General features: G+C 63.9%; 20 protein-coding genes. 8 read left to right on the plus strand and 12 right to left on the minus strand.

The window, feature by feature from the left end; genetic code table 11:
- Positions 1–65: 65 nt before the first annotated feature.
- The 4 genes from NKI72_RS04790 to NKI72_RS04805 form a co-directional block, all read right to left on the minus strand.
- Positions 66–209 (minus strand): hypothetical protein, encoded by a 144-nt coding sequence (locus tag NKI72_RS04790; protein WP_352452504.1) that lies wholly within the window; start codon positions 207–209, stop codon positions 66–68.
- Positions 210–246: 37 nt separating this feature from the next.
- On the minus strand, positions 247–1,356 hold the full coding sequence (locus NKI72_RS04795) for a patatin-like phospholipase family protein (RefSeq protein WP_352817817.1): 1,110 nt from the start codon (positions 1,354–1,356) through the stop codon (positions 247–249).
- Between the two features lie 29 nt (positions 1,357–1,385).
- Positions 1,386–2,165, minus strand: a complete 780-nt coding sequence (locus NKI72_RS04800) for a 3-hydroxybutyrate dehydrogenase (RefSeq protein ID WP_352831359.1) — start codon at positions 2,163–2,165, stop codon at positions 1,386–1,388.
- 200 nt (positions 2,166–2,365) lie between these two features.
- Positions 2,366–3,454: a citrate synthase/methylcitrate synthase gene (locus NKI72_RS04805; RefSeq protein ID WP_352831357.1), complete on the minus strand. Its 1,089-nt coding sequence runs from the start codon at positions 3,452–3,454 to the stop codon at positions 2,366–2,368.
- Between the two features lie 92 nt (positions 3,455–3,546).
- Here NKI72_RS04805 and NKI72_RS04810 point away from each other — a divergent pair, with 92 nt between their 5' ends.
- On the plus strand, positions 3,547–4,695 hold the full coding sequence (locus tag NKI72_RS04810) for a citrate/2-methylcitrate synthase (RefSeq protein WP_352849960.1): 1,149 nt from the start codon (positions 3,547–3,549) through the stop codon (positions 4,693–4,695).
- Positions 4,696–4,768: 73 nt separating this feature from the next.
- Here the strand turns inward: NKI72_RS04810 and phaR are convergent, their stop codons facing one another.
- Positions 4,769–5,377, minus strand: a complete 609-nt coding sequence (phaR, locus tag NKI72_RS04815) for a polyhydroxyalkanoate synthesis repressor PhaR (protein ID WP_023678449.1) — start codon at positions 5,375–5,377, stop codon at positions 4,769–4,771.
- A 278-nt stretch (positions 5,378–5,655) separates the two neighbouring features.
- Here phaR and NKI72_RS04820 point away from each other — a divergent pair, with 278 nt between their 5' ends.
- The 6 genes from NKI72_RS04820 to NKI72_RS04845 all read left to right on the plus strand — a co-directional run bounded on the left by NKI72_RS04820 (position 5,656) and on the right by NKI72_RS04845 (position 13,645).
- Positions 5,656–6,840 (plus strand): acetyl-CoA C-acetyltransferase, encoded by a 1,185-nt coding sequence (locus NKI72_RS04820; protein ID WP_352452508.1) that lies wholly within the window; start codon positions 5,656–5,658, stop codon positions 6,838–6,840.
- Between the two features lie 104 nt (positions 6,841–6,944).
- Entirely contained in the window at positions 6,945–7,670 is a 726-nt protein-coding gene (gene phbB, locus NKI72_RS04825; protein WP_352767641.1) for an acetoacetyl-CoA reductase, read from the plus strand.
- A gap of 731 nt (positions 7,671–8,401) precedes the next feature.
- On the plus strand, positions 8,402–11,809 hold the full coding sequence (locus NKI72_RS04830; RefSeq protein ID WP_352849961.1) for a helicase-related protein: 3,408 nt from the start codon (positions 8,402–8,404) through the stop codon (positions 11,807–11,809).
- A 12-nt stretch (positions 11,810–11,821) separates the two neighbouring features.
- A complete protein-coding gene (locus tag NKI72_RS04835; RefSeq protein WP_023680553.1) occupies positions 11,822–12,208 on the plus strand; it encodes an RNA-binding S4 domain-containing protein in 387 nt (128 codons plus the stop codon).
- Positions 12,209–12,356: 148 nt separating this feature from the next.
- The gene (gene fdxA / locus NKI72_RS04840; protein ID WP_352452512.1) at positions 12,357–12,695 is read left to right on the plus strand and encodes a ferredoxin FdxA; all 339 of its coding nucleotides are present in this window, start codon (positions 12,357–12,359) and stop codon (positions 12,693–12,695) included.
- Between the two features lie 368 nt (positions 12,696–13,063).
- Positions 13,064–13,645: a CarD family transcriptional regulator gene (locus tag NKI72_RS04845; RefSeq protein ID WP_006327799.1), complete on the plus strand. Its 582-nt coding sequence runs from the start codon at positions 13,064–13,066 to the stop codon at positions 13,643–13,645.
- 77 nt (positions 13,646–13,722) lie between these two features.
- Here the strand turns inward: NKI72_RS04845 and NKI72_RS04850 are convergent, their stop codons facing one another.
- From NKI72_RS04850 to NKI72_RS04860, 3 genes are all read right to left on the minus strand, one after another.
- Positions 13,723–14,493: an amino acid ABC transporter ATP-binding protein gene (locus tag NKI72_RS04850; protein ID WP_352452513.1), complete on the minus strand. Its 771-nt coding sequence runs from the start codon at positions 14,491–14,493 to the stop codon at positions 13,723–13,725.
- Positions 14,490–15,170, minus strand: coding sequence for an ABC transporter permease subunit (locus NKI72_RS04855; RefSeq protein ID WP_352471183.1), 681 nt, complete (start codon positions 15,168–15,170; stop codon positions 14,490–14,492). Before NKI72_RS04855 ends, NKI72_RS04850 begins: the two co-directional genes overlap by 4 nt.
- 122 nt (positions 15,171–15,292) lie before the next feature.
- A complete protein-coding gene (locus NKI72_RS04860) occupies positions 15,293–16,066 on the minus strand; it encodes an amino acid ABC transporter substrate-binding protein (protein WP_352454874.1) in 774 nt (257 codons plus the stop codon).
- 323 nt (positions 16,067–16,389) lie between these two features.
- Here NKI72_RS04860 and NKI72_RS04865 point away from each other — a divergent pair, with 323 nt between their 5' ends.
- Positions 16,390–17,247, plus strand: a complete 858-nt coding sequence (locus tag NKI72_RS04865; protein WP_254816490.1) for an RNA polymerase factor sigma-32 — start codon at positions 16,390–16,392, stop codon at positions 17,245–17,247.
- Positions 17,248–17,260: 13 nt separating this feature from the next.
- On the opposite strand, the gene NKI72_RS04870 is transcribed toward NKI72_RS04865, so the two are convergent.
- The 4 genes from NKI72_RS04870 to thiB all read right to left on the minus strand — a co-directional run bounded on the left by NKI72_RS04870 (position 17,261) and on the right by thiB (position 22,894).
- Positions 17,261–18,730, minus strand: a complete 1,470-nt coding sequence (locus NKI72_RS04870) for a M48 family metalloprotease (RefSeq protein ID WP_352831352.1) — start codon at positions 18,728–18,730, stop codon at positions 17,261–17,263.
- Between the two features lie 254 nt (positions 18,731–18,984).
- Positions 18,985–19,776, minus strand: a complete 792-nt coding sequence (gene thiQ / locus NKI72_RS04875) for a thiamine ABC transporter ATP-binding protein (protein WP_352831350.1) — start codon at positions 19,774–19,776, stop codon at positions 18,985–18,987.
- Positions 19,773–21,392: a thiamine/thiamine pyrophosphate ABC transporter permease gene (thiP, locus tag NKI72_RS04880; RefSeq protein WP_352831348.1), complete on the minus strand. Its 1,620-nt coding sequence runs from the start codon at positions 21,390–21,392 to the stop codon at positions 19,773–19,775. Before thiP ends, thiQ begins: the two co-directional genes overlap by 4 nt.
- A 488-nt stretch (positions 21,393–21,880) precedes the next feature.
- Positions 21,881–22,894, minus strand: coding sequence for a thiamine ABC transporter substrate binding subunit (thiB, locus tag NKI72_RS04885; protein WP_352817678.1), 1,014 nt, complete (start codon positions 22,892–22,894; stop codon positions 21,881–21,883).
- Between the last annotated feature and the right edge of the window lie 28 nt (positions 22,895–22,922).

The following is a 22,922-nucleotide window of genomic DNA, read 5'->3' on the forward strand; positions in this document are numbered from 1 at the left end:
TCGCCGATATGGGTGCGCGCGAGGCCGTATTCAAATTGCCGTGATCGGCGAAGCGCGCTTCTACCTCAAAGTTGCATCGCAATATAGTCAGAAAAGTTGATGGATTGTTGCTTTGTCCGCAAAGATGCGGCCGCAGCATCGGCTGTTGATTGCCAAAACAGCGGCATGGCAGCAAGTGTCAGGATGATTGGACAGATTGCGAATGCCATCTGCTTTGCGAAGCAGCTAGGCCGGACGGCGGGCGGCCTAGGGCTGCTTGCGCGCCGCAAGAAACTCCTTGACCCGCCGACCCGGCGCCGGCCCGCGCAAAGGCTTCAAGCCGTCGTCGAGTTCGCCGGACAGATCGATCGTCGGCCGCTTGCCGACGGCGTCATAATTTTCTTCCAGCCAATCACTGGCTGCGGTGCGGCCGAGGTCGCGCAGATAGGCAAGGAACGCCCATTCGGCATTGACCTTGGACGATGCCGACAGATCCTTGAACGCTTCGTCGGCATCGATGCGGTGCATGCGGATGTCGCGATATTCGCCGTGCGGCAATCGGCCGGCGGCGATCAGTTCCTTGACGAAGGCGATCGAGCGGAATTCGCGCAACAGCCCGGCGTTGAAGGTGATCTCGTCGATGCGGTTCTGGATCTCATTGGCGCTCTTCGGCGTTCCCTCGCGGACCACCGGATTGATCTGCACCAAAAGCACGTCCTCGGTGGCCGCCGTCTTGAAGAACGGGAACAGTGCCGGGTTGCCGCCATAACCGCCATCCCAATAGGGCACGCCCTTGATCTCGACGGCACGGAACAATTGCGGCAAGCAGGCCGACGCCATCACTGTGTCGAGGTCGATCTCGCCGTCCGAGAAGACCCGCAACTGGCCGGTCTCGACATTGGTAGCGGAAATGAACAGTTCCATCGACTTGCAGGCGCGCACATTGTCGAAATCGATCTCACGTTCGACCACGTCGCGCAGCGGATTGATGGCGAGCGGATTGGCGACATAGGGCGAAAATACCCGAGACATCGTATCGAACAGGAAATAGCCGGGCGTGTTCTCGATCGACCAATTGCCCCAGGCGACGTCCCAGGGCATGCGCTGTACCGGGCTGAAGCGGCCCTTTGCCGCCACCGCACGCCAGAAATCGTCGAGCTTCCGCCGCGCGCCCTCGACACCGCCGCGGACAAAGCCGTCGGCCAGCGCCACGGCATTCATGGCGCCGGCGCTGGTGCCCGAAACCGCCGTTATGTCGAGGCGCCCGTCCTCGAGCAGCCGATCGAGCACGCCCCAGGAAAACGCCCCGTGCGAGCCGCCGCCTTGCAGCGCGACATTGATCTTCTTTGGCTCTTCCGCCTTGCCGTTTTTCGGCATGGCGTGGCCCTTGACCGCTGGAAGCCTCACTAAGCGGTCCAGCCGCCGTCGACAGAGATGTGCGTGCCGTTGATCTGCGCCGCCGCATCCGAGCATAGGAACACCGCGGCCGCCGCAACCTGCTCGACGGTGACGAACTCCTTGGTAGGCTGCCTGTCGAGCATGACCTCACGGACCACCGTCTCGCGGTCCATCTTGTTGGCCTTCATCTGGTCGGGGATCTGCGCCTCGACCAGCGGCGTCAGCACATAGCCCGGACAAATGGCATTACAGGTGATCTTGTCGCGCGCCAGCTCCAGGGCGACAGTCTTGGTCAAGCCCATAATGCCATGCTTGGCCGAGACATAGGCCGACTTGAACGGCGAAGCGACAAGGCCGTGGGCCGAGGCGACGTTGACGATCCGGCCGCCACCGGCCTGTTTCATCAACGGGATGGCGGCTGCGATGGTGTGGAAGGCCGATGACAGGTTGATGGCGATGATCGCATCCCATTTCTCGATCGGGAAGCTTTCGACCGGCGCGACATGCTGGATGCCGGCGTTGTTGACCAGGATGTCGACCGAGCCGAATGCCTCGGCTGCCTTCGCCACCAAAGCCCGGCACTCGGCCGGCTTCGACATGTCGGCCTTGACGTAGACGGTCTTCACCACGTGGTGCTTCGCGATCGCGTCGGCGATGGCGTGATCGTCGGCGGTGTCGGAAAAGGAATTGACGACGACGTTGCAGCCTTCGGCCGCGAGCGCGTGGGCAATGGCCAGGCCGATGCCCGAGGTGGAACCGGTGACGATGGCGGTTTTTCTGGCGGTCAAGGCGGCTTTATTCCTTTCGAGGCGGGCTCCCGTGAACCATGCTGCACTGCAACATATAGGCTCTCTGTCACCCAAGAACAGCGGATGTGTGGAGCAATGACATGAAATTTTTGTCATGTAGACCTCTCTCGTCCCGACGAGAGAGGTGTTCGGCACCGGCTGTTGCGACCGGTTTTCGCAAGTATGCGAGGGAAAAATCCTCAGGCGACGAGGTCCGGCACCGGCCCGATATAGCGCGACTGCGGCCGGATCAGCCGTCCGCTCGTCTGCTGCTCGCGCGCATGGGCAATCCAGCCGGCGACGCGCCCGGCAGCAAAGACGTTGGTGAACGCCTCTTTCGGAAAGCCCGCCGCTTCCAGCAGGAGCGCTGTGAAGAACTCGACATTGGTCTGGAGCGAGCGCGACGGCTTGGCGATGCGGAGCACTTCGAGCGCCGCCTGCTCCACGCTTTCGGCAAAGGCCAGCCGGTGGCCGCTTTCGCCCCTGGCGCCGAGCTGGCGCACCACCGCTTTCAGCACGTCGGCACGCGGATCGCGCACGCGATAGATGCGATGCCCGAAGCCCATGATGCGGCGGCCACGCGCGATCTGGCTACGCAGCCAGCCGGCGGCGTCGCCATGCGCCTCGATCGCATCCAGCATCTCGATCACCGGACCTGGCGCGCCGCCATGCAGCGGCCCCTTGAGCGCTCCGAGCCCGGCCAGCACCGCCGAAGTAAGCCCGGCCTGCGTTGAAGAGACCACGCGCGCGGCGAAGGTCGATGCGTTGAGGCCATGGTCGCAAACCGTCACGAAATAGGCATCGAGCGCCTTCGCCAATTTAGGCGAGGCCGCAATGCCGGTCAGCATCCGCAGCATGTCGGCGGCATGATCGGCCTTGCTATCGGGCGCAATCGGGCGTTCGCCGCGCTGCAAGCGCAGCAAGGCCGGCGTCAGCACGGCAGGTGCCGCAACCAGCCGCAGCGCGTCCGACAATTTGTCACCATCCGGCAGCAGGGCAATACCGGCGCGCATCGCGCTGTAGATATCGACGGATGTGAGAAACGGCAGCAAGGGTTTGATCTGCTCGAACACTTCGCTGCGCGCCCGACCGATCGCGTTCGCCAGCTCCCTGCCGTCGGGAAGATCGTCGAAAAAGCCGTCGAACAGCAGATGAACCACCTCGGCGTATTTCCAGCGACCTGCCAGTTCGGGCAACGAATGGCCCCGGATGGTCAGGCGGCCACCAAGACCGTCGACATCGGAGAGCACCGTTTCCGCCGCCACAACATCATCGAGCCCATTCGCCATCGGTTTTCTCCTTGACCCTTTCCGGGTGGTAGATAAGGGTTGGTGACTGGACCATCAATCTTGATCAATGGAATCAACATGACAAGGCTGACATGACGGAGTGGCTGACGCGGGACGAAGCCCTGAAGCGTCTCAAGGTGCGAGCCCAGACCCTCTATGCCTATGTCAGCCGCGGGCGCATCGGCGTGCGGCCGGACCGGGCGGATCCACGCCGCAGCCAGTATCGCGCCGACGACATCGCGGCGCTGGCGAGTCGCCGGGCTCGTGGCCGAAATCCGCAGGCAATCGCCGAAAGTGCAATTGCCTGGGGTGAGCCGGCGATCGCCACCACGATCTCGACCGTTTTGCATGGCCGCCTTGTCTATCGCGGCCAGGATGCGGTTGCTCTCTGCGAGGCTGCCACGCTGGAGCAGACGGCAAACCTGCTTTGGGCATCTGACGCACCGGTGTCGTTCGTCTCGGCGAGCCGCCATGGCAACGGCGCAACTGGCCGGCCGGCTGCCTTCGCGGAATTGGCCGCGTTGGCGGCCAACGGCCGGCCTTCGCTCGGCCGAAGATCGGCTTCGCTCAACCACGATGCGGCCGGCGCCATCGCCGCTTTGGCCCAGGCGCTCGGCGCGATTCCCGGAACTGGTGCCGTGCACGAAAGGCTGGCGCGGGGATGGTCGCTCGATGCGGCCGGCGCAGACTTGATCCGCCGCTCACTGGTACTGTTGGCCGATCACGAATTGAACGCATCGACCTTCGCCGCACGGGTCGCCGCGTCCACCGGCGCACCTGTTTCGGCCTGCCTGCTTGCCGGCCTCGCCACGCTCTCCGGGCCGCGTCATGGCGGCGCCGCGGAGGCGGTCATGATGCTGGCGGAAGATGCGCAGAGATTGGGGCCGGACGCGGCTGTCGGACGCTGGCTCGGTCACGACAGGCCGCTGCCCGGATTTGGCCATCCGCTTTATCCCGACGGCGATCCGCGTGCGGAACCGTTGCTGGCCGCGATAGATGTCGATGATGGGCTGTTACGGCTTTGCGATGCGGCCTTTGCGGCAACGGGCATGCGCCCGAACGTCGATTTCGCTTTGGCCGCGCTGACGCGCGGTCTCCGTTTGCCGTCCGATACGCCGTTCCGCCTGTTCGCGCTCGGCCGCAGCGTCGGCTGGGCCGCGCATGCCGTGGAGCAGGTGACGAGCAACGGCCTGATCCGGCCACGCGCCCGCTACCAGGGACCGCTGCCGGAGCAGCTCTAGTCTAGCCGCGCTGCTTGCGAAGTCTCAGCAGCACCTGAAGGAAGGTCCGACGCTGCACTTCGCCAGCCGGCAGTCAGGACATCGTGTCGAGCTTGCGCTGCATCGCGGCGATCTGCTCCTTCAGCTCCTGAAGGTCGTCGGGTTTTTCCGGCGTTTCCTTCCTGGCCGGTTCGGCCGGCGCTGCTGCCGGCGCCGAGCCCGCGGGCGGGAACGGCGTGAACAGCCGCATGGCGTTCTGGAACATTTCCATGTTGCGCCGCGTCTGCTCCTCCAGCACCTTGATCGGCGTAGCGATCTTCATCATGTCCATCGGCGACTTGCCGAGCGCATCTTTCATCTGCTCGCGAAAGCGCTCCTGCTCCTTCGAGAAGGCCAGCATCGACTGTTCGAGAAAGCTCGGCACGATCATCTGCATCTGGTCGCCGTAATAGGCGATGAGCTGACGCAGGAACGGGATCGGCAGCATGTTCTGCCCGTCCTTGTTCTCCAGCTCGAAGATGATCTGGGTCAGTACCGGATGCGTGATGTCGTCACCGGTCTTGGCGTCCTGGACAGTAAAGTCCTCGCCTCTTTTGACCATTTCAGCGAGATCCTCGAGCGTCACATAGGTGCTGGTGCCCGTATTGTAGAGACGGCGATTGGCATATTTCTTGATAACAATAGGTTCGTCTTTTGCGGCCATCTGCATCCTCCCCGGACACCGGGCAGCTTAAGTAAGCCGCCGGTAACGATTGCGCCTTTTTAAAGGATATGCGCAAAAGCGTCATGAATCCAAGCAGTTTGTGCAGTGCGGGAACATTTTATGCTGCGCAGCACGGACGGGCCGCCGTTGCAGCGACGGGCGGCATACTTGCGGGAGTGGGACGCCATGCCCATTTCGGGTTTGACTCGGGTTGTGGAAAGGGCAAGAAAAGTCCCCGACGGCACCCGAAATCATTCCCCGAAAGCCTGGAGAAGAACATGTCCGCTTCCAACGCCATCGTTGTCGCCAGTGCAGCGCGCACGCCCGTCGGCTCCTTCAACGGCGCCTTCGCCAACACCCCAGCCCATGAATTGGGTGCCGTCGCCGTCAGGGAAGCGCTGGTCCGTGCCGGCGTCGACGGCAAGGAGGTGGACGAGGTCATTCTCGGCCAGATTCTGACCGCGGCTCAAGGGCAGAACCCGGCGCGGCAGGCGGCAATGGCTGCCGGCGTACCGCAGGAGGCGACCTCCTGGGGCCTGAACCAGCTCTGCGGCTCGGGCTTGCGCGCTATCGCGCTCGGCATGCAGCAGATCGCCCAGGGCGATGCAAAAATCATCGTTGCCGGCGGCCAGGAATCGATGTCGATGGCTCCGCATGCGCAACATCTGCGCGGTGGCGTCAAGATGGGCGACTTCAAGCTGATCGACACCATGATCAAGGACGGCCTGACCGATGCCTTCTACGGCTATCATATGGGCAACACCGCTGAGAACGTCGCCCGCCAGTTTCAGATCACCCGCGACGACCAGGACCAGTTCGCACTGGCTTCCCAGAACAAGGCCGAGGCCGCGCAGAAAGCCGGGAAATTCAAGGACGAGATCGTTGCCTTTACAGTCAAGGGCAGGAAGGGCGACACCGTAGTCGACCAGGATGAATACATCCGCCACGGCGCGACAATCGATGCCATGACCAAGCTCAAGCCCGCCTTCGACAAGGAAGGCACGGTGACGGCTGCCAATGCTTCCGGCATCAACGACGGCGCCGCCGCCGTGGTGCTGATGACCGAAGCGGAAGCCGCAAGGCGCGGCATCACACCGCTGGTGCGTATCGTTTCCTGGGCGACCGCCGGTGTCGACCCGCAGATCATGGGGACGGGACCGATCCCCTCCTCGCGCAAGGCGCTGGCCAAGGCCGGCTGGTCGGTTGGCGACCTCGATCTGGTCGAAGCCAACGAGGCCTTTGCCGCGCAGGCCTGCGCCGTCAACAAGGACATGGGCTGGGATCCGGCCATCGTCAACGTCAATGGCGGCGCCATCGCCATCGGCCATCCGGTCGGCGCCTCGGGCGCCCGCATCTTCAACACGCTGGTCTACGAGATGCGCCGCAGAAGTGCCAAGAAAGGCCTTGCCACGCTGTGCATCGGCGGCGGCATGGGTGTTGCCATGTGCGTGGAAGCATTGTGATGAGATAAGCGATACGAATAGGATGCTGGCGCAAAGCGAGTAGGGAATAGGGGGCAAACCCCACCGCTTCAACGCTCAGTCATCTGCATTTCCCGGGAGGACATATGACAAAGGTTGCAATCGTCACAGGCGGGTCGCGCGGCATCGGCGCGGCGATATCGGTCGCCTTGAAAAGCGCCGGCTATTCGGTCGCCGCAAACTACGCCGGCAATGAAGAAGCGGCGGCAAAGTTCAAGGCCGCGACCGGCATCCCGGTCTATAAATGGTCGGTCGCCGACTACGAGGCCTGCGCCGCCGGCATCAAACAGATCGAAGCCGATCTCGGTCCCGTCTCGGTGCTGGTCAACAATGCCGGCATCACTCGCGACGCGATGTTCCACAAGATGACCCGCGAGCAATGGAAAGAGGTCCTCGACACCAACCTTTCCGGCGTCTTCAACATGACGCATCCATTGTGGGGCGGCATGCGCGACCGCAAGTTCGGTCGCATCATCACCATCTCCTCGATCAACGGCCAGAAAGGCCAGGTCGGCCAGGTCAATTATTCGGCCTCGAAGGCCGGCGATATCGGCTTCACCAAGGCACTGGCCCAGGAAGGCGCGCGCGCCGGCATCACCGTCAACGTCATTTGCCCCGGCTACATCGCCACCGAGATGGTCAAGGCAATGGACGAGAAGGTCCTCAACGAGCGCGTCATCCCGCACATCCCGGTCGGTCGTCTCGGCGAGCCGGAGGAGATCGCGCGCTGCGTCGTCTTCCTCGCTTCCGACGATGCCGGTTTCATCACCGGCTCGACCATATCAGCCAATGGCGGCCAGTACGTCGCCTGATCGTTTGTCTTTACGTTGAGACAGATCCGCGCTTGGACGAACGGGCCTGCAAAACGGCCCGTTTCTATAGCGGTCTTCCCGTTGCAAGATCTCGATGCAGCACGCTGCCCCAATCCGGCACGCAAAGGTTAACGGCAAACTCGCAGCTTGTGCAAAAGCCGCCCGGCAGCCTGTGGATTCTCGGTGGAAAAGCTGTCCACAACACAACATGTTGCGGTGAACAAACCAAGAAACTTCGGCTATCTCTGATTCGTCGCCGATTCGTTCCGGCTTTGAGCGGAACGTTAACGGCGAGAGCTGAAAACACCCTCGAAATGATTAAAGCGCGTTAGGAAAGATCAATAATTTCATAACGTTGTGCGAAGCAGATTGGCCGGCCACGACCATTCGCCGGCAAAGGTTAACCGCAGTGCTCGCTTGGATGCCGCCTGCATAAATCGGGCCAGTTTCCGTGATTCAGCATGTGGTGAGGTACGCCGACAGAAAACCCAGATGTAGCCGTGAACAAACCCTGAATCAGCGCGAGTCAGTGATTCGTCGCTGATTCGTTCCAGACTCGTTCCAACTGTTAATCGGGAACAGATTTTCTGGCTTCGAACCAACCTATCGGCCTGCCCTCGGCATATTCCGCTTTCGCTTCGCGCCCGAAATCCCTATGTGTCGCCTGTCATACGCGGCCAATATGGGCGCGCTCCCGACAATGCGAGGCAGAGAGCCTTATTTCCAGGCCGATGAACATCCATCCGAAACACACTGAACCGCTGATCCTGTCGGGTCGAGACGTGACGGCCGTGCTCGGCCCGACCAACACCGGCAAGACCCACCTCGCCATCGAACGCATGGTGGCGCATGAAAGCGGCGTCATCGGCCTGCCGCTCAGGCTGCTTGCCCGCGAGGTCTATACGCGCGTCTGCGAGAAGGTCGGCGCCCATAAGGTGGCGCTCATCACCGGCGAGGAAAAGATCCAGCCGGCGGGCGCGAAATACTCGGTCTGCACCGTGGAAGCGATGCCGCGCGAGACCGACGCCGCCTTCGTTGCCATCGACGAGGTCCAGCTCGCCGGCGATCTCGAACGCGGCCACATCTTCACCGATCGCATCCTGCATCTGCGCGGCCGCCAGGAGACTCTGCTGCTGGGCGCGGCCACCATGCACGGCATTCTGCAGCGCCTGCTGCGGGGCGTGTCGGTGGTGACGCGACCACGCCTCTCGCATCTTGCCTATGTCGGTTCGAAGAAGCTGACCCGCCTGCCGCGGCGCACGGCGATCGTCGCCTTCTCGGCCGACGAGGTCTATGCCATCGCCGAGCTGATCCGCCGCCAGCAGGGCGGTGCCGCCGTCGTGCTCGGCGCACTCAGCCCGCGCACCCGCAACGCCCAGGTGGCGCTGTTCCAGTCGGGCGACGTCGACTACCTCGTCGCCACCGACGCCATCGGCATGGGCCTCAACCTCGACCTCGACCACGTCGCCTTCGCCCAGAACCGCAAATTCGACGGCTACCAGTACCGCAACCTGACGGCGGCCGAGCTCGGCCAGATTGCCGGCCGCGCCGGCCGGCATCTGCGCGACGGCACCTTCGGCGTCACCGGCCAGGTCGATCCGCTGGATGATGAACTGGTCAACAAAATCGAGGCGCATGATTTCGACCCGGTGAAAGTACTGCAGTGGCGCACCGCGCATTTCGATTTCGCCAACCTTGATGCGCTGAAGCGCTCGATTGAGACCAACGCTCCGGTCGAAGGCCTGACGCGCGCGCTGCCGGCCGTGGACGCGCAGGCGCTCGAGCATCTGTCGCGCGACGAGGACGTCCGGGCACTCACCACCGATGCCAAGCGCGTGGCGCTGCTGTGGGAAGCCTGCGCGCTGCCCGACTACAGGAAGATCGCGCCGGCCCAGCACGCCGACTTGATTGCCTCCATTTACATGGACCTTGCCAGGCATGGCCATGTCGACGAGAACTACATGGCCGAGCAGGTGCGCCGTGCCGACACAACCGAAGGCGACATCGACACGCTGTCGCACAGGATTGCCCAGATCCGCACATGGACCTTCGTTTCCAACCGGCCCGGCTGGCTGGCCGATCGGGCACACTGGCAGGAAAAGACGCGCGAAATCGAAGACAGATTGTCGGATGCGCTGCATGAGCGGTTGACGAAACGTTTTGTAGACCGCAGGACTTCCGTCCTCATGCGGCGCCTTAGAGAAAACACGATGCCTGAAGCCGAAATCAGCCCAACCGGAACCGTCCTCGTCGAAGGCCATCACGTCGGCGAGTTGCAAGGTTTCCGCTTCACCGCCGACCAGAGCGCCGGCGGCGAAGACGCCAAAGCGGTGCGGGCGGCGGCGCAGAAGGCGCTTGCCGCCGAGTTCGAGGCGCGGGCCGAGCGCTTCGGCGCCTCGGCCAATGGCGACATCGCGCTGGGTTCGGATGGCACGCTGCGCTGGATCGGCGCGCCGATCGGCACGCTGGTCGCCGGCGAAGACGCTTTGAAGCCGCGTCTGGTTCTGCTGGCCGACGAGCAACTCACCGGCCCGGCCCGCGACAAGGTTGCGGCGCGCGCCGAGCGCTTCGTCAACTTCCAGATCGAATCCCTGCTGAAGCCGCTGGTCGATCTCAAGAATGCCGAGCAGATCACCGGCATCGGCCGCGGCATCGCTTTCCAGCTTGTCGAGCATTTCGGCCTCATCAACCGTCGCGACATCGCCGACGAGATGAAGTCGCTCGACCAGGAAGGCCGCGCGGCGCTTCGCCGTCTCGGAGTGCGCTTCGGCGCCTACCATGTCTTCGTGCCGGCGCTGATCAAACCGGCGCCGGCCGGGCTGATAACGCTGCTGTGGGCGCTGAGAAACGACGGCAAGGACAAGCCCGGCTTCGGCGATGTCGTTCACGCACTGGCCTCCGGCCGCACCTCGGTGGTCATCGATCCGACCTTCGACAAGACCTTCTACAAGCTTGCCGGCTACCGCAATCTTGGCCGGCGTGCTGTACGCGTCGATATTCTCGAACGGCTGGCCGACCTGATCCGGCCGGCGACCAACTGGAAGCCGGGCCTCGGCCCTCGCCCCGACGGCGCCTATGACGGCCAGTCCTTCATGGTGACGCCGCCGATGATGTCGATTCTCGGCGCCACCGCCGACGACATGGAAGAAATCCTGAAGGGACTCGGCTATCGCGCCGATGCCAAACCGGCGGCCGAGGTCAAGGCGCGGATCGAAGCACAGGACAATGCCGCGCGTGAAGCTGCCGCTGCAAAGCAGGCGGCGGAAGAGACTGCGCGCGTCGAGCAGGCGAGGATGGCGGAAGCATCTGCCGCGGCAGAGCCGCCGGCGGAGGCTTCGGAACCTGTGTCGGATGCGGCTCCTGTTGCGGAGGCGGCGGCCGAAGCTGTGACCGAAGCGACGGCAGAGCCTGTCGCGGAAGCTCCAGCCCCTGAAGCTGCGGCAGAAGTCACGCAAGAGACCCGGCCCGCCGCGGAGGCGACTGCTGAAGCGCCTGCGGAACCAGCGGCCGAGCCAAGGGCGGAACTTGGGGCGGAAACTGAGGCTGCGGCACCGGCAGAGCCGCCGGTTTCCGACACTACGGAAGCATCGCCGGCCGAACCTGCAGCGACGGCAGGAGCCATCGCCGGCGAAGCTGCTCCAGAAGCCGAGGAGCCAAAACCCATCCTGTTGTGGCGGCAGGGTCGTTTCGACCAGCGCCCGCGTCATCGCCAGCATGACAACCGCCCCCGGGACAATCATCGGGACAATCGCGCGCGCAGTGGTCAAGCTGCGCCGGACAGCCGCAGCGATGCGCCGACAGATGCCGGCGGGCAAGCGACGCCGGGCGACCGGCCCGCCCGTCAGGGGCGCCACGACCAGCGCGACGGCGCCGGCAAGCCACGCTTCGATCGCAGCAAGTTCAAGCCCAGGCCGCAAGGCGACGCGGCAGATCAGCGCGCCGGCAAGCCGCAAGGTGAACGCCCGGACCGGCGCGAAAACCGGCCCGACTGGAAGGCTGGCCGGCAGGACGGCAAAGGCGGCGCCCAAGGCGCAAAGCCGGCGTTCCAGCCAAAGCCGCGTGAGGAACGCCCGGTCCGCTTCGATCCGGACTCGCCCTTCGCCAAGCTCGCCGCGTTGCGCGACCAGCTGAAGAAGTAAGCTGCTCGTCCAATGGTCACTGATGCCCGCCAGCGCATCGACAAGTGGCTGTTCTTCTCGCGCGCGGTAAAATCGCGCACGCTGGCAGCCAAGCTGGTCGTCGCCGGACGCGTCCGCATCAATCGCGACAAAGCAGCGCAGGCCTCCGATACGGTCCGGCCGGGCGACGTTTTGACCATCACGCTGGAGCGGCGGATCTTCGTCTGGAAAGTCCTTGGCACCGGCGTACGGCGTGGCCCGGCCGAAGAGGCCCGCCTGCTCTACGAGGACATGTCGCCGCCCCCCGCGCCCAAGGGCGAGGCGCTTCCGGATGCGGTGCCGCCGTTGCGCGAGGCCGGCAGCGGTCGCCCGACGAAGAAGGAACGCCGCCAGACCGACCACCTGCTCGGCGACGATTGAGCAAGGTCGAACGCCCGCTTTGCCGGCCTTCCGGAATTCCATTCCGGAAACCGCGGCACCGCTGGCAGGGGCCGCCCTTGCCACCGGCGGACAAAGGCGTTACCTCACCAAAAAAGCCCAACAAAATGGGACGTCCCGGAGCCGACCAATGACCTACGTCGTGACCGACAATTGCATAAAATGCAAATACATGGACTGCATCGAGGTCTGTCCGGTCGACTGCTTCTACGAAGGTGAGAACATGCTCGTCATCCACCCGGACGAGTGCATCGATTGCGGTGTCTGCGAACCGGAATGCCCGGCCGACGCGATCAAGCCCGACACCGAGTCGGGCCTCGACAAATGGCTGCAGATCAACACCGAATATGCCGACAAATGGCCCAACATCACCGCCAAGAAGGAGCCGCCGGCCGACGCTAAGAATTTCGATGGCGAAACTGGCAAGTTCGAGAAATATTTCTCCCCCGAGCCCGGCGAAGGCGACTGACGAGCCTGCCGGCTGCGGCGGCCTGACGCCGCGTAACAGCCGTGATACATTAACCGCCTTGACAGGCGGCGACGGCGCGTGGCCTTCGCGCGTGCAGCAAAACCTTGATTCTTCCGACTTTTTGTGTTATATCAACCAAACATGCCGGTGACACAACGTCGATTTATGGCGCAAACGCCCCAAATCACTGAAAGGTGAATTTCTCAATCCGGACCAGAGCGATCTGGGGCAGGCGGTCGCAATGTTGCGATTTGCCGGTCCTGGCCTTTCCGGTGAGTTCATCGTTGTGTGGCTGAGGACCGGTCACCCCGGTCGCACGAGTTCGGGCCGGCACGATGCCGGTACCACAACAAGGAGTTCAGGGCGTAATGGCAACGATCACCCCGCAGAAGAAGTCCACCGCAGCGCGCCACGGTTTCAAGACCGGCGAGTACATCGTTTATCCGGCGCATGGTGTCGGCCAGATCGTCTCGATCGACGAGCAGGAAGTCGCGGGCCACAAGCTGGAGCTGTTCGTCATCGACTTCCAGAAGGACAAGATGCGCCTCAAGGTGCCGGTCGCCAAGGCGACCTCGATCGGCATGCGCAAGCTGTCGGAAGAGGATTATGTCGAGCGCGCGCTGAAGGTCGTGCAGGGCCGCGCCCGCGTCAAGCGCACCATGTGGTCACGCCGTGCCCAGGAATATGATGCCAAGATCAACTCCGGCGATCTGATCTCGATCTCGGAAGTGGTGCGCGACCTTTACCGCGCCGATAACCAGCCGGAGCAGTCCTATTCCGAGCGCCAGCTCTACGAGGCGGCCCTCGACCGCATGGCCCGCGAGATCGCGGCCGTCAACCGCATGTCGGAGACCGAAGCGGTCCGCCTCATCGAGGTGAACCTCAACAAGGGCCCGAAGCGCGGCGCCAAGGCCGACAACGAGGAAGCCGAGCAGGAAGAAGCTGCCTGAGCCTTTTCGCCCAGGAAACATGGAAAACCCGGCCTCGCGCCGGGTTTTTTGTCTTAGCTGACCGGCGACGCGCATATCTAACCTTCGCCGCCCTCCCTTTCCGCCTCGTGCTTCAGCGTGGCGATGAACCGCTTGGTCCGCTGGCGTTCCGGGTTGCTGAACAGCACCGCGGCCGGGCCTTGTTCGACGATGTTGCCGGCATCGAGGAACACCACTTCCCGCGCGATCTTGGAGGCGAGCCGCAGGTCATGCGTCGCCATCACCATGGTCGTGCCCTCGCTGGCGAGCTTGCCGAGCACGTCAACCACCTCCTGCGCCAGTTCCGGATCGAGTGCCGAGGTCGGCTCATCGCAGAGCAGGACCTTCGGCGAAGGCGCCAGCGCCCGGGCAATCGCCACGCGCTGCTGCTGGCCGCCCGACAGGGTCGCCGGCCAGGCATCGGCCTTGTGCGCCATGCCGACTTTTTCGAGCAGGGCCAGCGCCCGTTCGCGCGCCCTCTCCTTGGGCCATTTCAGCACCGTCACCAGCCCCTCCATGATGTTCTCGATCGCAGTACGATGCGGAAACAGCTGGAAATTCTGGAACACCATGCCGGTCTGCAGCCGCAGCCGCTGGATATCCCTGGTCGAGACCCTGCCGCCGGGATGGAATTCGAGTGCATCGTCGCCGATCCGTACCGTGCCTGAAGTCGGCAGCTCGAGCAGGTTGATGCAGCGCAAAAGCGTGCTCTTCCCTCCGCCCGACGGCCCGACAAGCGCCGTAACGCTGCCTTCCTCGATCGTGACGGTGACGCCCTTCAGCACCAAATTGTCGCCGAAACGCTTTTCGATGTTGGTGAGGCCGATCATGCGCGCGCCTCCAGGAAGCCGCCATAACGGTTGAGCCGCGTTTCCAGCCGCGCCTGCAAGGCCGACAGCACGGAGCTCATGATCAGATAGAGGGCCGCTGCCTCGACATAGAGGATCAGCGGCTCATAGGTGGTGGCGACGATGCGCTGCGCTGCCTGGAACATCTCCGGCACGGTGATGGCGGCGGCGAGCGAAGTGTCCTTGACCAGCGAGATGAAGGTGTTGGACAGCGGCGGCACGGCGACGCGCCCCGCCTGTGGAAGAATGGTGCGCCGCATTGCCTGGGCCCAGGTCATGCCGATCGAATAGGCCGCTTCCCACTGACCCTTCGGCACCGAACCGATGACGGCGCGGATGATTTCCGACGAATAAGCACCGATGTTCAAGGTGAAGCCGATCAGTGCTGCCGGAAAGGCGTCGAGCAGGATGCCGACCGATGGCAGGCCGTAGAAGATAAGGAACAGTTGCACGAGAAGCGGCGTGCCGCGGAATATCCAGACGTAGAAGCGGACCACGGCGACCAGCGGTTTGGGACCGAACAGCCGGACAAGCGCCACAACCAAGCCTAGGACAAGACCGAATGCAAACGACAGCAGCGTCAGCGGCACGGTGAAGATCAGTGCAGCCCATAGCAGCGTAGGCAGGGATTCCAGCATCAATTGCAGCCAGTGCGGCACGAAGGCTCCTCCTTGCCAGATTGCCGTCGCTCATATCACGCGAAAGCGGCGGGCCGTCAAAAGACAGCTCGCCGCGATATGAACGACGCGGGCCGGCGTTCGGCCCACACGAGAAAGCCGTTTTACTTCGAAACGTCCTGGCCGAAATAGGTGTCGGCGATTTTCTTGTAGGTGCCGTCGGCCTTGATGTCGGCCAGCGCCTTATTGATGGCGGCCACCAGTTCCGGATCGCCCTTGCGCACGATGACGCCGGAATAGTCGGCGTTTTCTTCCTGGGCGGCAATCTTCACATTGGCGTCGGGCTTGTGCTTCTTGAAGTCGAGGAAGGACAGGCTGTCGTTGATGGTGGCGTCGGCGCGGCCCGTAAGAAGCAACTGGATCGACTGGTCGAAGCCGTCGGTGCCGACGAGTTCGGCGCCGTTGGTTTCAGCCAGCTTGCCGAAGTTCGAAGTCAGCGATTGCGCCGCCTTCTTGCCCTTGAGATCGGCGAAGCTCTTGATATCGGTGTTGTCGCCGCGCACGATCAGCACCGCCTTGGAGGCGATGTAGGGATCCGAAAAGTCATATTTGGCCTTGCGCGCCTCGGTGATGCCGACCTCGTTGATGACGGCATCGTAGCGGTTGGCATCGAGACCGGCGATCAGCCCGTCCCATTTGCCTTCGAGGAACTGGGCTTTGACGCCGAGGCGCTCGGCGATGGCCCGCGCGATCTCGACGTCGAAGCCGACCAGCGCGCCGGAAGCATCATGATAGGTGAAGGGCGCATAGGTTCCTTCTGTGCCGACCTTGAAGACGCCGGACTGCTTGATCTGGTCGAGATTGGCGCCGGCGTGACCGGCGGCGATGGCCAGAACCTGCAGCGTTCCGGCGATGATGAGCGATTTGAGCCATTTCATTTTTCTGTGATCCGTCCTTGGCCGTATCCGGCGTCATTGCGAGTGCCGGAAAATGACAGATGCGCGATGCCAGAATAAGAAACTGAATTTCAAAAATCTCCCGCCCTTGAAATCCAATTCTCAACCAGCATCTCCCGGCGCCATCCGGCTGAGTCAAGGCCGGCGGCGAATCGCCTGGAACAGCGCAATCGACATGACAGTCCGGGGGAACATTCCCCCGCATGGCACGTTCTTCGCTGTTGTAGGGCGCGGCGCCGCCATTTCAACCATCGGCGCCAACTCACGATTCGATCGCACCGCAACGCCTGGAGCAGGAGCGCGGCATGATGGAAGACAGTGCAGGACGGACCATGGTTCGCGCGGCGATGAAAGCCCCTTATCTGGAACGTGACGAAGAGCATCTCCTGGCGCTGCGCTGGAAGGAAAACAATGACCAGCACGCGCTGCACCGCATCACCGTCGCGCATATGCGGCTGGTCATTTCCATGGCGTCGCGGTTTCGCCACTACGGCCTTCCGCTGGGCGACCTGATCCAGGAAGGCCATGTCGGGCTGCTGGAGGCCGCGGCCCGTTTCGAGCCCGAGCGCGAGGTGCGGTTCTCGACCTACGCGACTTGGTGGATTCGCGCCTCGATGCAGGACTATATCCTGCGCAACTGGTCGATCGTGCGCGGCGGCACCAGCTCGGCGCAAAAGGCGCTGTTCTTCAACCTGCGGCGTCTGCGCGCCCGCCTGGCAAACGGCGCCGAGCAGACGTCGAATGCCACGCTCTACCGCGAAGTGTCGGCGGCTCTCGGGGTATCGGAGGCCGATGTGGCGATGATGGATTCCCGCCTTTCGGCGCCGGACAGCTCGCTCAACACACCGCTAGCCGACGATGCGGGCGCAACCGAGCGGATGGAGTTCCTGGTTTCGGATGACCCGCTGCCCGATGAGGTCGTCGGCGATACGATCGACGTCGAACGCCGCTCGGTGTGGCTGAAGACGGCACTCGGCGCTCTCAATGCGCGCGAGCTCAGGATTATCGAGGAACGCCGGCTGAGCGACGAGGGCGCGACGCTCGAAGCGCTCGGCGAGACGCTCGGCATCTCCAAGGAACGTGTCCGGCAGATCGAGGCGCGCGCCATGGAAAAGCTCAAGGCGGCGCTGGTAAAGCAGAATCCGGAATTTCTCGCAGCCTGAATCGCGTCGCCTGCTATTTGTCGGTGACGATCTTGACCTTGTCGCCGGCCGAAACCGCGGCACCCGGCGACAGCGCGTTGAGCACCCTGAACAAATCCAGCTTGCGGTCGACGCCGACCATCTGCGCGGCCAGGGAGCCCATTGTCTGGCCGGGCTGCACCGTGACGATGCGGATACGCAGCGGCTTCAACGCCGCCTTCTCGGCAGCACTCAGGATGCGGAACGAGCCGCTGACCGAGCGCGCCACCGTGCTCAGCGAGGTGCTGGCCGACGGTGCAGCAGTCAGCAAGCGGTAGACCTGGCCGCCGGCGCGGATCACCGCAATGTCGAATTGCCAGCCATCGGCGCCGGCATGCGCGGTTGCCGCTTCGTTGCCGTTGATCGTCTCCTGGCGCACGCTGCTGTCGTCGAGGCCGGCAACCCAACCGCTGCGGATGTAGTCGGTCAGCGAGCGGTTCTTGTCGATCGAAACGCCGTCGAAGCGGATCGCCATGTCGCCCGGGCCGGTCGCCGTCACCGCCGCCGCCGAATTGTCGATGACGAAACCGTTGGGCACCGAGAACGACACGCCGAGGCCAGGGTGCAGGAAGGTTTCGCCGCGCACGTAGCCTTCCTCCGGCGTGTCGCCGTAAAGCAGCCCGTCTACGCCGGCAAGAAATGAATCGCGGTCGCGCGACCCGACACCGGGCGCGCCGAACTGGCGGGCGTGGCGCTGCGCGAGATCGATTCGCTGCGGCGTGTTGGGGTGCGTCGCCAGGAAGTCGAGGCTGGCGTCGGTGGCGCCGCTGATCGAGCGGAAATCGGTATAGGCCGACATCGACTGCAGGAAGCGGCCGGCGGCGTAGGGATCGAAACCGGCTTCGCCGATCGACTTGATGCCGATGGCGTCCGCCTCCAGCTCCTGATTGCGCGAGAACTGGGCCAGCCTCAGCTTGCCGCGGATCAGCGCCGCCTTGGCCGTCGGGTTGTCGCCGAGCACGTCCGAAACGACCTTGGTCGCCAACCCCTCTTCGGCTTCCAGCTGCTGGCGCTGCAGGCCGTGGTTGGCGGTAACGTGGCCCATCTCATGCGCGATGACGGCGGCAAGCTCGGCGGAATCGTTGGCCAACGCAAGCAGGCCGCGGGTGATGTAGAGATAGCCGCCCGGCAGCGCGAAGGCATTGACGTTGGGCGAGTTGAGGATGGTGATGCGGTAGGTCTGGGTTGGGTTGGCCGACACCACGGTCAGTCTGCCGACGACCTTGGCCACCATGCGCTCGAGCTTGGGGTCGGAATACTCGCCGCCATAGGTGGCGAGGATGCGCGGGTGCTGCGCCTTCGCCAGTTGGGCGAGCTTGCTGTTGGCGGCGACATTGTCGACCGTGATCGGCTTGTCGGAGGGCTGGAAGCCCGATTCCTGCACGTCGGGAGGCGTGAACATCTGGCAGCTTGCCAGCGCCACGGCAAGACCGGCCAGCGCCAGAAAGCGCGCCAGCGGTTTCACCCTCCGATTGTCGATGCCGGTCGGCAGATCGGCTTCCTTTCAAGTCCTGGCACGTGACCGCGAAAATCGGGCGCGATTTCCGAAAAGCATCACGCGCAAAGTCAAGTGCTATGGCGTCCTTCGTGCGTCCGACGGATACGAGACAGCAACGGCAAATCACGCTCTAGGCCGGACCAGCTCCTGGCGGACCTAGCCACACTACCTCGACCATGGCAAGCAAGCGCCGCTTCGCCTTCCGCCGGTTTGACCATAAATTATGTCCGCTTCCGGGCAACATCTCGTGATCCAGCCGCAAACGGACCCGAGCCGATATAGCGTCGGAATGCCTCCGGTCCAGCCCCGACGAAAAAATCGGCGGCGGTGCCGGTCGCGGCAACCGTGCCACCATCCAGGAAAACCATGTTTTGGCCGATACGGCGCGCATCGTCCGGCTGGTGCGTGACGAATAGTACCGTCATGCGCTGCTCCGAATGAACGTCGGCTACCAGATCGAGCATGTCATCGCGCAGTGCCGGTCCGAGCGAAGCGAACGGCTCGTCGAGCAACAGCACCGGCCGGTCGCGCACCAGGACCCGGGCGAGCGCGACGCGCTGCCGCTCGCCGCCGGAGAGTTCGCGCGGCAGCCGGCTTTCCTTGCCGGCAAGACCGACGCGCCTCAGCGCTGCGGCGATTGCGGCGCGGTCAGCCTCGCTCAGCCTGAGCGAAGGCGAGCGGCCGAGCCCGACATTCTGCTCGACCGACAGATGGGCAAACAGGTTGTTTTCCTGGAACACCATCGATACCGGCCGCGCTGATGGCGGCGCAGTGCTGACGTCGGCGCCGCCGATCAGCACGCGGCCCGACCGCGGCGTCTCGAAACCGGCCACCAGATTGAGCAGCGTCGACTTTCCCGAACCGCTCGGCCCCATGATGGCGGTGATTTCCGACACCGGGAAATCGACATCGAATATAAGCGGCGTTTCACCATAGCTGAACGAGACATTATCGAGCCGCACGGCCGCGCCTTTTTCCACCGAAATGGACCGTTCCGGGCTTATCGGCATCATGATTTCTCCCTCCTTCCCAGCCAGTCCGCGGCCAACACCAGCGCCAGGCAGACAAGGCCGAGCAGCAGCGCCAGGCCGGCGGCATCCTCGGTGCGGTAACTGCCCATGCGCGCCAGCAACAGATAGGGCAAGGTCTGCACGGAATCGCTGCCGAACAGCGCAATGACGCCGAGATCGCCGAGCGACAGCGCCATGGCGAACGCGAAGCCGGTGGCGAGCGGCCGCCGCAGCGACGGCCAATCGACCAGCCGCAACCGGTTCCAGCCCGAGATGCCAAGCTGTGCGCAGAGCCGTTCGTGGCGTTCGCTCGCCGCGTCATAGGCAGGGCGGATGGCGCGGATGGCGAACGGCATCGCCATCACCGCATTGACCGCAACGACGATGACAGGGGCGATCGCAAAGACATCGCCGACGGTGCGCAGGAGCAAGAACCAGCCGGCACCGATGACGATGGGCGGCACCACCAGGACGAACCCCGCACCGGTGTCGGCCAGGTGTTCGAGCAGCGTCCTCCTGCCGCTCCGCCGGGTGAGCGCCAGCGCCCGGCGCGCCATCACCAGCGACAGCGACAACGCCACAGAGAGCAGCGCCGACAGGAGGGAGAGCACGGCACTGGTCGCCGTCGCTTGCCGCACCGCGCTCTCGCCGGCCAGGCGGCCGAGATCGGCGCCAAGCCCGGCTGCCAGCGTGGCCGCCATCGGCCCGGCGACAAACAGCAGTGCGAGCCCGATCGCCAGCGCGTTCAGCACGGTCTCGGCCGCACCGGCTGAAAAATACCGGCGCGGCGCCACCGGCAGATTGGCGTCGCCGGTCATATTGGCGCCAAGCCGCGTCAGTGCCAGCACGACGACGAAGGTCAGGGCAATCTGCAGCAGGGTCAGCGTCACAGCCCGCGCCGGGTCGAAGTCGAAACGCAGCGCCTGGTAGATGGCAACCTCGAGCGTCGTCGCGCGCGGCCCGCCGCCGAGCGTAAGCACGATGGTGAAGGAGGTGATGCACAGCATGAAAACGAGCCCGGCAACGCCCGGCAAGGCCGCACGCAGCGGCGGCCATTCGATCAGCCGGAAGGCCGGCGCAGCACCCATGCCAAGCTGGCTCGCCAGCCGCCATTGGTTAGCCGGCACGGTCTGCAACGCCTCCAGGAACAGCCGCGTCGCCAGCGGCAGGTTGAAGAAGACATGCGCAACGAGTATGCCCGACAGGCCATAGATGCCGGGCCAGCTCTGGCCGCCTAGCGCGCCCAGCGTGCCGGCAAAATAGCCGGCGCGGCCATAGAGCGCCAAGACACCGAGTGCGGCAACAATGGCCGGCAGCGCCAGTGGCACGGCGAAAAGCTGGAGGATGAAGCCTCGCCCGAAAAAACGCGGATGCCGCGACAGGGCGCGCGCGACGAACAGCGCCGGTGCAACGGAGAGCAGGGTCGACAGCAGACCCTGCCAGAGCGTGAAACGGACGACGCGCAAGAGATAGGAATCGAAAGCGGAGGCGGCGCCGGACAGGTCGCGTGTGGCTTCGACGACGAGCCCGGCGAATGCACCGCCGATCAGCAGCGCGATGGCGGCGAGCGCGACGATGCCGGCAGTGACGCGGGGATCGGCCGGATGACGCGTAGGCATGTCGCGCTACCCGACACTACGACAGGCGTAGATCGAAGGAAATACCTGGCAAAGGCCGAGCCCACCCCTCTCTGGCCTGCCGGCCATCTCCCCCTCAAGGGGGGAGATTGCGCACTCAGCCGCCTTCGCCAATCTCACAAGTGGCAGGACGAGGAGAGGCGACAAAGCTGCCGATCTCCCCCTTGAGGGCAGGGCTATCGCATTTGGATTCTTACGAAGTTGGACCCCCACCCTAACCCTCCCCACAAGGGGGAGGGAACGCTGCCGCATGCCCTTACTTCCCCTTTTGGCGCCGAAAGGCAGACAATTTGCCGAGGTCAGTGCCAACGGAAGTCTCCCTCCCCCTTGTGGGGAGGGGTTAGGGGTGGGGGTACGTCGTAGAGCGAAAGCCTCGGCGTTCCATCTGCGATAGCCGTGCCCTTGAGGGGGAGATGGCCGGCAGGCCGGAGGGGGGTGGCTTGGCGCAAACATCCGACGAGGCTTGAGCCCTACCTGCTCATCGCCGCAAGCCACTCATCGACCCAGGCCTTGCGGTTGGCCGCGACGTCTTCCGGGCTGAACAGCAAGGTCTTGGTCGGCTTGACCAGCTTGTCGAACGCCGGGTTGAGCGGCTTGTCGGTTTTGCCGGCCGGGAACATCCAGTTGGTTTCGGGAATGACATCCTGGAATTTCGGTCCGGTCATGAAGGCAATGAACTTTTCCGCCAGCGGGTTCTTCGCGCCCTTGGTGGTGATCCCCGCAACCTCGATCTGCAGATATTCGCCCTCCTCGAAGGACGCCGCCTGGTAGCGCTCGGTGTTTTCGGCGACCATGTGGTAGGCCGGCGAGGTCGTGTAGGACAGCACCATCGGCGCCTCGCCCTTGGTGAACAGGCCGTAGGCCTCGCTCCAGCCCGGCGTTACCGTCAGCACCTTCGCCTTGAGTTTGGCCCAGGCTTCCGGCGCCTTGTCGCCATAGACCGACTTGACCCACAGCAGCAGGCCAAGGCCCGGCGTCGAGGTGCGCGGATCCTGGATGACGATCTTCTCTCCGGCATCGCCCTCGACCAATTCCCTGAGGCTCTTCGGCGGGCTCTTCAGTTTTTCGGTGTCGTAGACGACGGCGAAATAGCCATAGTCGAACGGCACGAAAATATCGTCGCTCCAGCCGCCCGGTACATTGACGCCCGAGACGGCGCCGTGCGGCGAAAACAGGCCGGTTGCCTTGGCGTCGGCGGTTAAGTTGGTATCGAGGCCAAGTACGATATCGGCCTTGGTCGCGGCGCCTTCCAGCTTCACACGGTTGAGCAGCGCCACGCCGTCGGCGACCGAGACGAATTCGACGACGCAGCTGCATTCGACCTCGAAGGCCTTCTTCACCGCCGGTCCCGGACCCCAATCGGCGGTGAAGCTTTCATAGGTATAGACCGTCAGTCTATCCTGTGCCGATGCCTGCCCCGGCAGGGCGACCGCGGATGCCGCAAGCAGGACAATTGAGACAAGAGAGTGGAAAAAACTGCGCATCGGCGCCTCCTTCGTTCGCGTTGAAAGG

The sequence above is a fragment of the Mesorhizobium sp. M0437 genome (genome assembly GCF_040321335.1).
In the GTDB taxonomy this organism is placed as follows: domain Bacteria; phylum Pseudomonadota; class Alphaproteobacteria; order Rhizobiales; family Rhizobiaceae; genus Mesorhizobium.